Origin of the sequence: Pseudomonas sp. H1h, assembly GCF_000633255.1 — a bacterium.
Lineage (GTDB): Bacteria > Pseudomonadota > Gammaproteobacteria > Pseudomonadales > Pseudomonadaceae > Aquipseudomonas.
The window spans coordinates 1-13,050 of record NZ_AYMJ01000030.1 but is presented as its reverse complement, the minus strand read 5'-3'; the positions used below and the strand labels follow the sequence as shown (position 1 = coordinate 13,050).

Genomic DNA, 13,050 nt, shown 5'->3' with positions numbered 1-13,050 from the left:
AACCCTGTGGGAGCGGGCTTGCTCCCACAGGGGGTTGTGGAGATCTCAAGTGAGCGGCGTTACAGATCCAGCACCAGCAGTTGCTCGCTCTGCGCCGGCACTGCGCAACAAATCAGCACCTGCCCCTCTTCCGGCGTCTCTGCCGGAGCCTGTGGATAATTCACCGCGCCGCTGATCAGGCGTGTCTTGCAGGTGCCGCACGAACCACCCCGACAACTGAACTCGGGGCGTAGCCCACGGCTTTCCGCCAGCTCCAGCAGGCTGCCGCCGTCCGGCTGCCAGCGGGCCTCTTTGGCAGAGCGTTCGAACATCACCGGTACCGATTCCGTGGCGGCCGGTGGCTGCGCAATGACAACGGCATCCGGATCCGGCTGGCGCTTGAGCGTCGAGGGTCCGAAGGTTTCGGCATGGATCCGTGCATCGCGAATGTCCAGATCGCGCAGGCTGTCGTACAGGCCTTGGGTGAAGCCGCCGGGGCCGCAGACAACAAAATCGATCTGGTCGTAATCCTCGATATCCAGCAGATCGCGCAGCAGTGCCCCATCGATGCGCCCGTGCAGGTCGAAGTCTTCGCCCTCAACCAGGTCGGCCTCCGGCTGGCTGAGCAGGCGCATTACCCGTACCGCATCACCCGCGTTGTCCAGCAGACGATCGAGTTCCTGGCGAAACGGTTGATCGGCGAGGCTGCGCGAACTCTGCAGCAACCACGTCGGCCGAATCCGCCGGGTGCGCAGGCCTTGATACACCACCTCGCGCAGCATCGACAGCAACGGCGTGATGCCGACACCCGCCGCCAGCAGCACCAGCGGGCGTTGCTCCAGCGGCGCCACCGTGAAGTGCCCTTGTGGCGCCCGTGCCTCCAGCACATCGCCGACGCGAATCTGCCGGTGCAGGTGCGTTGAAACCAGGCCCTCGCGCTTCACGCTGATGCGCAAGAAATCATCCGAGGGCGCACTCGACAGGCTGTAGGTACGGATATGCGTTTCACCGTCCACGGTGAAGCGCAGCGGCAGATGTTGCCCGGCCTGAAATACCGGCACCCCCGCGCCATCGTCCGGTTGCAGATAGATCGAGCGGATGTGCTGGCTCTCCCGTTCGATGCGGGTCACCCGCAATGGCCGCCAGCTGTTGCCCAGTGCCCTGGCCTGCAAACGTGCATCGGTCTGGGCCCAGGTGCCGGTCAGCAGGCTGGTCGGCGACATGCCCTCGAAGCGCCAGCGCAAGGCCAGCGCCGCCGGCCGCCGCACCAGTTTCTCCACCTCGAACGTCCACAAGCGCTCGGCTCCTTGAAACGCTTCGATCTGCGGCCCTTCAAGGATGATTTCGGTACGCCCGCTCAGTTGCAGCACATCGCCTGTGGAAAAGTCGATGAACAGCAGGCCCGCACGCGGGTTGAGCAGCAGGTTGCCGAGGGTATTGAAGTGCAGGTTGCCGGCAAAATCCGGAATGGTCAGGCGATTGCCCTCGACCCGGACGAAACCGGCCTGGCCGCCGCGATGGGAAACGTCCACCGCACGTTGCCCGTCGACATCGACGTAACTGGCGACAAAGAAGGTATCGGCGCTTTCGATCATGGCCCTGGCTGCGTCATCGAGCGTGTCGCGATGCAGCGCTGGGCGTGTCTGCGGATCGGTCAGCGGTACGCGCTGGAACTGGCGCAACTGAATGTACTGCGGGCAGTTGCCGAACGACTGATCCACTGTCACCGCAAAGCCACCGGCATCAAGATTGTCCACATGGCCGTTGAGGCGGTTGCGTCGCCGGGTGTGCAGTTCGATGCCCAGCAAACCGATGGCCGCGCCGTTGTGCAACTGCGCCGGGTCATCGGTGGCCGGCAGACTGGACAATTGCAGGCGCTGCGGGTCAGGCGAACCGACGAACCCCGGCGCCCCTTCGAGCACACTGGCCCACGGACGACCGTCGGCATCGACCGCGCCGTACAGCATGAACGGCAATTGCGCATAAAACGCGCGGTGCTGATCCGGCATCCAGTCGCGAATGACCTTGCGACCAAAAGCCTCCATGCGTTCGGCAACGCCGACATGGGCCTGCAATTGCTGCTCGCCGGCGTGCCACGGTGAACGTTCCATCACGCCTCTCCCCGCGCCGCTGGCGCAATAGGGTGGCCCGGTCAGACCGGGCCGAGCCTTCAAGCAGTCTTTTGCAGACCAGCAACGGTACGTGGCATGCCGACAAAACCGGGCAAGGCTTCAACCCGCGCCAGCCAGGCCCGCACGTTGGCGTAGTCGTCCAGCGACACGTTGCCTTCCGGCGCATGGGCGATGTAGCTGTAGGCGGAAACGTCGGCGATGGTCGGCTCGCTGCCAGCCAGATACGGGGTCTTGCCCAGTTCCAGTTCCATCACCTTGAGCAGGTTGTGGGCACGGGTGATGAGTTCGTCAGCGTTCAGTTGCGCACCGAACACGGTGACCAGGCGTGCAGCAGCTGGCCCAAAGGCAATCGGTCCCGCCGCCACCGACAACCAGCGTTGCACCCGCGCAGCACCCAGCGGATCGGTCGGCAACCAACGGCCATTGCCGTATTTGAGCGCCAGATAAACCAGGATCGCGTTGGAATCGGCCAGCACCACGCCGCCATCATCGATCGCCGGCACCTGACCAAAACTGTTGATCGCCAGAAACGGCGCTTGCTTGTGTTCGCCCTTGGCCAGGTCGACCAGGATCAGTTCGGTCGGCAGTTGCAGCAGGGACAACATCAGCTCCACCCGATGGGCGTGGCCGGAACGCGGGAAGTTGTAGAGTTTGATCGCTTGCATGGTCGACTCCGCTGGAGGTGGCGCCGCTTCGGGATGGCAGCGCCGCTGGACGCCATCTTCCACCTATCCTCAAAGCAACAGAATCACCAGCAATCGCAATCGATTATTTCACCTGATGAAATAACGCTGCGTTCTGCAGCGCTGGGTGCTCGCGCAACACCTTCACCGCGTAGTCGACAAAACTGCGCACCCGCGCCGGCGCCTTGCGCCCGCCCTGATACACCACGTGGATCGGCAGCGGCGGCAATTCGAATTCGGCGAGGACGATTTCCAGTTCGCCTGACGCGACCTTGCCAGCAACCTGATAAGACAACACCCGAGTCAGTCCCAAGCCCAGACAGGCCGCGGCAATCGCCGCCTGATTGGCGGTAACCACCAGCCTGGGCTCGGGCCGCACGCTGATCACTTCGCCTTGATCGAGAAACGGCCAGCTCCGTAACTGGCCGATGGATGAGGTCGCCACCACCGGTGCACCCGCCAGAGCCTGTGGATGCGCGGGACGACCATGCTCTGCCAGATAGTCGGGTGAACCACAGATCACCCGCCGCACCTCGCCAACGCGGATCGCGTGCTGGTTGCTGTCCGGCAACTCACCGATGCGCACTGCGACATCGATGCCCTCCTCCACCATGCTGACCACCCGATCGACCAACAGCGCATTGATCGAGACGTCCGGGTATTGCGTCAGATAACCGGCCATCACCGGCGTGACAAACAGCTCGCCGAACAACACCGGCGCCGTCACCGTCAATTGCCCACGGGGCTGGGTGTGACTGCCCGCGGCGGAGTCTTCCGCTTCCTGCACCTCGGCGAGAATTCTCCGACAGTCTTCCAGGTAACGCTGGCCCGCCTCGCTCAGGTGCACGCTGCGCGTGGTACGGATCAGCAATTGCGTACCAATGCGCTGCTCCAGCGCCGCGACCGCGCGGGTGACGCTGGCGGCCGACAACCCAAGGCGCCGCGCCGCAACGGCAAAGCCCTGCTCTTGAGCAACGACAGCGAAGACCTGCATTTCCTGGAAGCGATCCATGGTGTCCCCGAAGTGGATAAAAACATCGCGGCAATGGCTACTGCCGATCAGTCAAGCGAACTCAATGCTCAAAGCCACGTAGATCAATGGTGGGAGCGGGCTTGCTCGCGAAGACGTCGGCCCAGCAAACATTGATGTTGACTGCCCCACCGCTTTCGCGAGCAAGCCCGCTCCCACCAGGATCTGCGCTACTGATCGGCATTAGCGGCAATGACTGCGATTTCTTGCGTGATGCCATCCAGCATCGCGGTGCCACAACCACTGCAACACCGCTGCCCATTATAGGCAGCACCCATCCCGCGTCGGGTATGGGTGAACGACCGTCGATCCAGAATTGATATTTTTATTTTCAGTTGTATTGATGAATGATTTATTTCGTGTCATTTATAGCCTCGCCGATCACAGGAATGATCCAGCGCGCCACTGCGGATGGCGGGCAACTGTTTCCCTAACGCCCTCCCAGGAGTCAACAAAATGAACAAGACAGAACTTCTAGGTGCTCTGGCGCTGTGCGCGCTCAGCTTCTTGGCACATGCCGAAGAAGACAGCCTGCGTATCGGTATCGAAGCCGCCTACCCACCCTTCTCTTTCAAGACACCTGAGGGCAATGTCAGCGGGTTCGACTACGACATCGGCAACGCCTTGTGCGAAGAAATGAAGGTCAAGTGCGAGTGGGTCATTCAGGAGTTCGACGGCATGATCCCGTCGCTCAAGGTGCGCAAGATCGACGCCGTGCTGTCGTCAATGTCGATCACTGAAGACCGGATGAAGTCGGTCGATTTCAGCAAAAAGTACTACCACACGCCGGGCAAGTTCGCGATGAAGGCCGGCAGCGTCATCAACGACCCGTTGGTAGACCTCAAGGGCAAGAAACTCGGCGTGCAACGCTCATCGACCTATGACCGGTTTGCCACCGAGCAACTGGAACAGGCCGGTGTCGTCGTGGTGCGCTACGGCTCACAGAACGAAGCCTTCCTCGACCTCGCTTCGGGTCGCCTGGACGCCACCCTCGCCGACATCGTCAACACCGACGAAAGCTTCATCAAGACACCGGCCGGACAGGGTTTTGCGCTGACCGGGCCGGACATCAACGACCCGAAATACTTCGGGCGCGGTGCCGGGATTGCCGTGCGCAAGGGTGATGTCGCCAACGTTGCGCGCCTGAATGCGGCGATCGATGCGATCCGCGCCAACGGCAAGTACCAGCAAGTGATGGCCCGGTATTTCGCGTTCGATATCTACGGTGAATAAACCTTCGCCTCCGCTCGGCGCCGGCCTGCTGCAGGCGCTTTCGGCCTTGTCTTGCGCGCCTTGCGGCGCACGCTTGAGGAACTTCATCATGCTCCATGGCTACGGATCGAGCATTCTCGATGGTGCCTGGCTGACCATTAACCTGGCCCTGACTTCCATGTCCCTGGCCATTGCCCTGGGCCTGATGGGTGCGGCGTTTCGCCTGTCACCGCTCAAATGGCTGGCCATGCTCGGGGAAGGCTACACCACCCTGATTCGCGGCATTCCCGATCTGGTACTGATCCTGCTGATCTTCTATGGCGGCCAGGATCTGGTGAACCGCATCGCACTGGCGTGCGGTTACACCCGCTACATCGACATCAATCCCTTCATCGCTGGCGTCTGCACCATGGGCTTCATTTTTGGTGCCTATCTCTCGGAAACCTTTCGCGGTGCCTTCATGGCCATCCCCAAAGGTCAGGCGGAAGCCGGTGCAGCCTATGGCATGCGCGGCACGCAAGTGTTCTGGCGGATTCTGGTGCCGCAGATGATTCGCTTCGCCATCCCGGGGTTCACCAACAACTGGCTGGTGCTGACCAAGTCCACCGCGCTGATTTCGGTCATCGGCCTGCAAGACATGATGTTCAAGGCCAAGAACGCCGCCGACGCGACCCACGAGCCGTTCACCTTTTTCATTGCAGTGGCGGCGCTGTACCTGATGCTCACCAGCCTGTCGCTGCTGGTGCTGCGCGCTCTGGAAAAACACTATTCGGTCGGCATCAAAGCCGCCGAGTTGTGAGGAGAACCTGCCGATGATTCTCGACTACAACCTGATCTGGGAAAACCTGCCGCTGTATTTGAACGGCGCCTTGTTGACCCTCAAAGTCCTGTGCATTTCCCTGAGCCTGGGGCTGGTCCTGGCGGTGCCTCTGGCGCTGATGCGGGTGTCACGCTCGCCGCTGATCAACTTCCCGGCGTGGCTCTACACCTACGTGATTCGCGGCACACCGATGCTGGTGCAACTGTTCCTGATCTATTACGGCCTGGCCCAGTTCGAAGCGGTGCGCCAAAGCATGTTCTGGCCTTATCTCTCCAGCGCCACGTTCTGTGCTTGCCTGGCGTTTGCCATCAATACCAGCGCCTACAGTGCAGAACTGCTGGCGGGCAGCCTGAAGTCCACGGCCCACGGCGAGATCGAAGCCGCCAGGGCGATGGGCATGTCCCGCCTGACCCTGTACCGGCGCATTCTGCTGCCGTCGGCGTTGCGCCGGGCGTTGCCGCAGTACAGCAACGAAGTATTGATGATGCTGCAAACCACCAGCCTGGCCTCGATCGTCACGCTGGTGGATATCACCGGCGCGGCGCGCACCGTCAGCTCGCGGTTCTATATGCCGTTCGAAGCGTTCATCACCGCGGGCCTTGTCTACCTCGCCCTGACTTTCATTCTGGTGCGCCTGTTCAAGCTGGCCGAGCGCCACTGGCTGGCCTACCTGGCACCGCGCAAGCACTAAGGAGCTGACATGGAAAAAATTCAATACCCGTTGCCGTGGAGCGCTTCGGGCACTGAACGGACACTTTCGGTGTTCCGTTTTGGCGCCGGCCCACGCAAGGCTTATATCCAGGCGTCGTTGCATGCCGACGAGCTGCCGGGCATGCGCGTGGCCGTCGAGCTCAAGCGCCGCCTGCTGGAACTGGAAGCACAAGGCCGCCTGAACGGTGTGATCGAACTGGTGCCGATGGCCAACCCGATTGGCATCGCCCAGATGTTCCAGGCCACGCATCAAGGTCGCTTCGAATTCGCCAGCGGCAAGAATTTCAATCGCGACTTTCCGGAGCTGGCTGAAGCCGTGGCGCCGTTGCTCAAGGGGCGGTTGGGCGATGACGCCGACACCAACGTCGCGCTGATCCGCCGTGCGTTGATTGACACCCTCGCCGACATGCCGCCACCGACCTCGGAACTCGATGGCCTGCGTCGCCTGTTGCTGCAACATGCCTGCGACGCCGAAGTGGTGCTCGATCTGCACTGCGATTTCGAGTCGGTGATGTTGCTCTACACCATGCCGCAGCACTGGCCGCGCCTGCATTCATTGGCCGCACGCCTCGGTGCCGAGGTCACGCTGCTGGCCGAAGATGCCGGCGGCAGTGCGTTCGACGAGGCTTGCGCGATTCCGTGGCTGCGCCTGACCGAGCTGTTCCCGGAGGCCAACATTCCGCTGGCGTGTGCAGCCACCACCATCGAATTGCGCGGCATGGCCGACACCGAACGCGAACCCTGCGCTAACAGCGCGCAGGCGATTCTTGGCTACCTCGCGGAGCAGGGATTGATCCGCGGTGAATGGCCGCCAGCGCCGCCCAGTCACTGTGAGGCGATGCCGTTTGCGGGTGCGCAATATGCTTACGCGCCGCATCCGGGTGTGGTCAGTTTCCTGCAACCGCTGGGCGCACGGGTCAAGGTCGGCGACCCGCTGTTCGAAGTCCTCGATCCGCTGAACGACCGCCACAGCATCGTGCGCGCCAGCACCGACGGCGTGCTCTATGCCCGCGAACGCCTGCGCTTTGCCCAGCCCGGTCTGTGGCTGGCCAAGGTCGCCGGCTTCACCCCTATTCGCCAAGGCCGCTTGCTCAGCGACTGATGCCAGAGAGTTCACACCATGTACAAACTTGAAATTCAGGACCTGCACAAAAGCTACGGCGCCCACCAGGTACTCAAGGGCGTGTCCCTGCAGGCCCGGGCCGGCGACGTGATCAGCATCATTGGCTCCAGTGGCTCGGGCAAAAGCACCTTCCTGCGTTGCATCAACCTGCTGGAGCAGCCCAACGCCGGCAACATTGTGCTCAATGGCGAGCCGCTGAAACTGGTGACCAACAAACTGGGCGGCCTCAAGGCAGCCGAACCGCGACAGTTGCAACGCATGCGCTCACGGTTGTCGATGGTGTTTCAGCACTTCAATCTGTGGTCGCACATGAGCGCCCTGGAAAACGTCATGGAAGCCCCGGTGCATGTGCTGGGCGTTGGCAAGAAAGAGGCCCGGGAAAAGGCCGAGCACTATTTGAACAAAGTCGGCGTGGCACATCGCAAGGATGCCTGGCCGGCGCACATGTCAGGGGGCGAGCAGCAGCGGGTGGCAATTGCCCGCGCACTGGCGATGGAACCGGAGGTGATGCTGTTCGACGAGCCGACCTCGGCACTCGACCCCGAACTGGTGGGCGAAGTGCTCAAGGTCATGCAGGACCTCGCTCAAGAAGGCCGCACCATGGTGGTCGTGACCCACGAAATGGGCTTTGCCCGCGAGGTGTCCAACCAATTGGTGTTCTTGCATAAAGGGCAGGTCGAGGAGCGCGGCGACCCGCGTGAAGTGCTGGTCAATCCGCAGTCCGAACGCCTGCAGCAGTTTCTGGCCGGGAGCCTGAAGTAAGTCCGGTGGCTCGCTCGGCGTTGTCCTGCAACGGTTGGCTTCGGATACACTCCAGCCAACCTTGTCAGGCGCAGCCCTTCTCTCACTTTCAGGAACTGTTGATCCGGATATGCCCAGCCCATCGAAAGACACCACGGTCTATGCCGCGCCGGTCATGCGCAAACTGGCGGAAATCGTTGCCGAGCTGCCGCCGTCGCTGCGCAAGGTGGCTGACTTCATCCTGCGTCATCCGCTCAAGGCCGCGACGCTGACGATCGAAGAAATGGCCCACGAAACATCGACCTCGCCGGCCGCCGTCAACCGTCTGGCAAAGGCGATGGACCTCGGTGGCTACATGGGCATGAAGGCTGAGTTGATGGCAACGCTGCAGCAGATGGTGTCGCCGGTCGACAAGCTGCGCAATGAACTGGCGCACCGTCCGGGCGGAGCCTTCGGCTTGCATGAGCAGATCGAAAGCGCCAGCAGCAACCTGTCCACCGCGGCGACCAGTAACGACGCTGCCGCGTTCGAAGCGTTCGTCACCCGGCTGACCACTGCGCGCAAGATCTACATCCTCGGCTTCGGCAACAGTGTCTACTTCGCCGGCCTCGCCGCTTCGACCCTGATGCCGTTCTGCGCCGATGCCACCGCCATCAGCATGGAGGGCGGCAACGAAAACGCTGCGTATCGACTGGCCGCGATCACCGATCAGGATGTGTTGCTGGCGATTTCCCTGCCGCGCTATTCCCTCGACACCCTGCAACTCGCCCGATTCGCCAACGAACGCGGCGCGTCGGTGCTGGCGATCACCGACTCACCGGCCTCGCCGCTCACCAGCATTGCCGAGCATGTGCTGTTTGCGCCTTGCGATCATCCGGTGCTGACCAGCTCCAACGTGGCCATGCTGGCGTTGATCGAAGGACTGGTCGCAGGGGTGATGGCGCGTAACAAGGAAGCGGTCAAACTGGCGACCGAGCTGACTGAAAGCGTGATGTCTTACCTGCACATCCCCAACGGCAGCAAGACGCCGAAGAAGTGATGCGTGTGGAGGACGCTCGCAGAAAGCGGGCGTCCCCCGATCAGATCAAGGCTGAGAAACCGGCTGATCACTGGTCACCCGCGCAGCCTGTGCGGCCGCCGGTTTGACCCACGTCAGATAAGCCAGCACCAGCAACACGATCCAGACCACGCCGACAATCAACGCGGCCTGGGTGTCCGGGAAATAACCCAGCACGCCGAACACGAACAGCATGAAGGCAATCGCCGCCATCGGTGCATACGGCCAGAACGGTACCGGGAATTTCAATTGCGCCACCTGCTCGGCCGTCATCGAACGCCGCATGGCCACCTGGGTGAACAGAATCATCAGCCAGACCCACACCGTGGCGAAGGTCGCGATGGAAGCGATCAGCAGGAATACGTTTTCCGGGATCAGATAGTTCAGCAACACACCCAGCAGCAGCGCGCAGCTCATCACAATCACCGTCAGCCACGGCACGCCATTGCGCGACAGCTGAGCAAAGCCTTTGGGCGCATGCCCTTGTTGAGCCAGGCCGTACATCATGCGCCCCGCACCGAAGATGTCGCTGTTGATCGCCGAGACCGCCGCCGAGATCACCACAATGTTCAGAATGGTGGCCGCCGAACTGATGCCCAAGTGGTCAAAAATCTGCACGAACGGGCTGCCCTGGCTGCCGATCTGCTGCCACGGGAAGATCGACATCAGCACCAGCATCGTCAGCACATAGAACAGCAGGATGCGCAGCGGCACGGCGTTGATCGCCTTGGGCAGCACACGGTGCGGGTCCTTGGCTTCACCGGCAGTCACACCGATGATTTCAATGCCGCCGAAGGCAAACATCACCACCGCAAACGAGGCGATCAGGCCGCCCACGCCGTTGGGCATGAAACCGCCCTGGGTCCACAGGTTGCTGATATCGGTAGCCTGACCGGGAGCGGTGCTGATACCGAACAACATGATGCCGAAGCCGCCGAGGATCATCGCGACGATGGCCGCGACCTTGAGCAACGACAGCCAGAACTCCATTTCACCGAAGACTTTGACGTTGCACAGGTTCAGGCCGCCGACCACCGAAACAATGCCCAGCACCCAGATCCAGCGCGAGACTTCCGGAAACCAGAAGCCCATGTAGATGCCGAACGCCGTCACATCGGCCATGCCGACGATGACCATTTCGAACGCGTAGGTCCAACCGAGAATGAAGCCCGCCATGGGGCCGAGATAGGTGCTTGCGTAATGCCCGAACGAACCGGCGACCGGGTTGTGCACCGCCATCTCGCCAAGGGCGCGCATGACCATGAACACCGCCGCGCCACCGATCAGGTAGGCGAGCAGAACGGCAGGGCCGGCCATCTGGATGGCCGAGGCAGAACCATAGAACAGCCCGGTACCGATCGCCGACCCCAGGGCCATGAAGCGAATATGTCGGGCCGAAAGCCCGCGTTTCAAACCTTTTGCTGGCTGCTGCATTTTTCGTCCTTATTTATTTTTATTCGACGCAAAATCGATTCGCGGGCAAGCCCGCTCCCACAGAGGTACACATTCCTACTGTGGGAGCGGGCTTGCCCGCGAAGAGGCCCTTACAGGCTAGGCAAAAGCTTGCCTGGAACCAGCTCGTTCAGACACCGCGAAGCCAACAACTCAGTCGCTGCATTGATGTCCGGGGCAAAGAAGCGATCCTTCTCGTAGAACGGCACTTCGCGACGCAAAATCGCCCGGGCCTGTTCCAGTTTGGTCGATGTCTTCAGACCGTTGCGCAGGTCCAGGCCCTGCACCGCCGCCAGCCATTCCACCGCGAGAATCCCGCGGGTGTTTTCGGCCATTTCCCACAGCCGCTTGCCGGCCGCCGGGGCCATCGACACGTGGTCTTCCTGGTTGGCCGAGGTCGGCAGGCTGTCCACCGAATGCGGATGGGACAGTGCCTTGTTCTCGCTGGCGAGGGCCGCCGCCGTCACCTGGGCGATCATGAAACCGGAGTTCACGCCGCCATTGGCCACCAGGAACGGCGGCAGTTGCGACATGTGCTTGTCCATCATCAGCGAGATGCGACGTTCGCTCAGCGAGCCGATTTCGGCGATGGCCAGCGCCATGTTGTCAGCGGCCATGGCCACCGGTTCGGCGTGGAAGTTGCCGCCGGAAATCACATCGCCTTCAGCGGCGAACACCAGCGGGTTATCGGACACGGCGTTGGCTTCGACCACCAGCACTTCAGCGGCCTGACGGAACTGGGTCAGGCAGGCGCCCATGACTTGCGGCTGGCAGCGCAGCGAGTACGGGTCCTGGACCTTTTCGCAGTTCTGGTGCGAATCGGAGACTTCGCTGCGCTCACCCAGCAGATCGCGATAGGCAGCAGCGGTGTCGATCTGGCCTTTCTGACCACGGGCAGCGTGGATGCGCGCATCGAACGGCGAGCGCGAGCCCAAAACGGCTTCAACAGTCAGGCCGCCCAGCGCCAGCGCGCCGGCAAACAGGTCTTCACCTTCAAACAGACCGCGCAGGGCAAATGCGGTGGACACCTGAGTACCGTTGAGCAGCGCCAGACCTTCCTTCGCAGCCAGTGTCAGCGGGGTCAGACCGGCGACTTTCAGCGCTTCGGTGGCTTCCATCCACTCGCCCTTGTAACGCGCCTTGCCTTCGCCCAGCAGCACCAGCGACATGTGCGCCAGCGGTGCCAGGTCACCGGATGCGCCGACCGAACCTTTCAACGGAATGTGCGGGTAAACCTCGGCATTGATCAAGGCGATCAGCGCGTCGATCACCACACGACGGATGCCGGAAAAACCACGGCTCAGGCTGTTGACCTTGAGCACCATGATCAAACGCACCAGCTCATCGCTGATCGGCTGGCCGACGCCGGCAGCATGGGACAGCACCAGCGAACGCTGGAGGTTTTCCAGGTCTTCGCTGGCGATGCGGGTCGAGGCCAGCAGGCCGAAACCGGTGTTGATGCCGTAGGCGGTGCGGTTCTCGGCGAGGATCTGCTCGACGCAGGCGACGCTGGCTTCGATCTGCGCGGCGGCGCTGTTGTCGAGGGTCAACTTGACCGGGTGCTGGTAGACGTCACGCAGTTGCGCCAGGCTCAGTTGGCCGGGAATCAGGTTCAATGCAGTCATGTTCAGGCTCCTTTAACCGAAGTAATCATTGGCAGGTTCAGGCCCTGCTCCTTGGCACAGTCGATGGCGATCTGGTAACCGGCATCGGCGTGGCGCATGACGCCGGTGGCCGGGTCGTTGTGCAGCACGCGCGCAATGCGCTCGGCCGCTTCGTCAGTACCGTCGCAGACAATCACCATGCCCGAGTGCTGGGAGAAACCCATGCCCACGCCACCGCCGTGGTGCAGCGAGACCCAGGTCGCGCCGCTCGCGGTGTTCAGCAGGGCGTTGAGCAGTGGCCAGTCGGAGACGGCATCGGAGCCGTCCTGCATCGATTCGGTTTCGCGGTTCGGGCTGGAGACCGAGCCGGAGTCGAGGTGGTCACGACCGATCACGATCGGTGCCGACAGCTCGCCGCTGCGGACCATTTCGTTGAACGCCAGACCGAGCTTGGCGCGCAGGCCCAGGCCGACCCAGCAGATACGTGCCGGCAGACCCTGGAAGCT

General features: G+C 62.2%; 11 protein-coding genes and 1 pseudogene. 6 read left to right on the top strand and 6 right to left on the bottom strand.

Annotation, left to right across the window (positions count from 1 at the left end):
- Positions 1-59: 59 nt before the first annotated feature.
- The 3 genes from U862_RS0123130 to U862_RS0123120 form a co-directional block, all read right to left on the bottom strand.
- Positions 60-2,090 (bottom strand): pyridoxamine 5'-phosphate oxidase family protein, encoded by a 2,031-nt coding sequence (locus U862_RS0123130; RefSeq protein WP_025112588.1) that lies wholly within the window; start codon positions 2,088-2,090, stop codon positions 60-62.
- A 59-nt stretch (positions 2,091-2,149) separates the two neighbouring features.
- Positions 2,150-2,776, bottom strand: a complete 627-nt coding sequence (locus U862_RS0123125; RefSeq protein WP_025112587.1) for a glutathione S-transferase family protein — start codon at positions 2,774-2,776, stop codon at positions 2,150-2,152.
- Between the two features lie 103 nt (positions 2,777-2,879).
- Entirely contained in the window at positions 2,880-3,806 is a 927-nt protein-coding gene (locus tag U862_RS0123120; protein WP_025112586.1) for a LysR family transcriptional regulator, read from the bottom strand.
- Between the two features lie 474 nt (positions 3,807-4,280).
- Between U862_RS0123120 and U862_RS0123115 the strand changes: the two genes are divergently transcribed.
- The 6 genes from U862_RS0123115 to U862_RS0123090 all read left to right on the top strand — a co-directional run bounded on the left by U862_RS0123115 (position 4,281) and on the right by U862_RS0123090 (position 9,470).
- A complete protein-coding gene (locus tag U862_RS0123115) occupies positions 4,281-5,057 on the top strand; it encodes an ABC transporter substrate-binding protein (protein ID WP_025112585.1) in 777 nt (258 codons plus the stop codon).
- Positions 5,058-5,145: 88 nt separating this feature from the next.
- Entirely contained in the window at positions 5,146-5,835 is a 690-nt protein-coding gene (locus tag U862_RS0123110; RefSeq protein WP_025112584.1) for an ABC transporter permease, read from the top strand.
- 13 nt (positions 5,836-5,848) lie between these two features.
- Positions 5,849-6,547, top strand: coding sequence for an ABC transporter permease (locus U862_RS0123105; protein ID WP_025112583.1), 699 nt, complete (start codon positions 5,849-5,851; stop codon positions 6,545-6,547).
- A gap of 9 nt (positions 6,548-6,556) precedes the next feature.
- Entirely contained in the window at positions 6,557-7,669 is a 1,113-nt protein-coding gene (locus U862_RS0123100) for a succinylglutamate desuccinylase/aspartoacylase family protein (protein ID WP_025112582.1), read from the top strand.
- An 18-nt stretch (positions 7,670-7,687) separates the two neighbouring features.
- Complete coding sequence (locus tag U862_RS0123095; protein ID WP_025112581.1) at positions 7,688-8,452, top strand: ABC transporter ATP-binding protein; 765 nt, start codon at positions 7,688-7,690, stop codon at positions 8,450-8,452.
- A gap of 109 nt (positions 8,453-8,561) precedes the next feature.
- Positions 8,562-9,470, top strand: a complete 909-nt coding sequence (locus U862_RS0123090) for a MurR/RpiR family transcriptional regulator (RefSeq protein ID WP_025112580.1) — start codon at positions 8,562-8,564, stop codon at positions 9,468-9,470.
- A gap of 45 nt (positions 9,471-9,515) precedes the next feature.
- Here the strand turns inward: U862_RS0123090 and U862_RS0123085 are convergent, their stop codons facing one another.
- From U862_RS0123085 to U862_RS0123075, 3 genes and pseudogenes are all read right to left on the bottom strand, one after another.
- Positions 9,516-10,922, bottom strand: a complete 1,407-nt coding sequence (locus U862_RS0123085; RefSeq protein WP_025112579.1) for an amino acid permease — start codon at positions 10,920-10,922, stop codon at positions 9,516-9,518.
- Between the two features lie 110 nt (positions 10,923-11,032).
- Complete coding sequence (hutH, locus tag U862_RS0123080) at positions 11,033-12,565, bottom strand: histidine ammonia-lyase (protein ID WP_025112578.1); 1,533 nt, start codon at positions 12,563-12,565, stop codon at positions 11,033-11,035.
- Positions 12,566-12,567: 2 nt separating this feature from the next.
- A pseudogene (locus U862_RS0123075) lies at positions 12,568-13,050 on the bottom strand (urocanate hydratase); the annotation flags it as partial.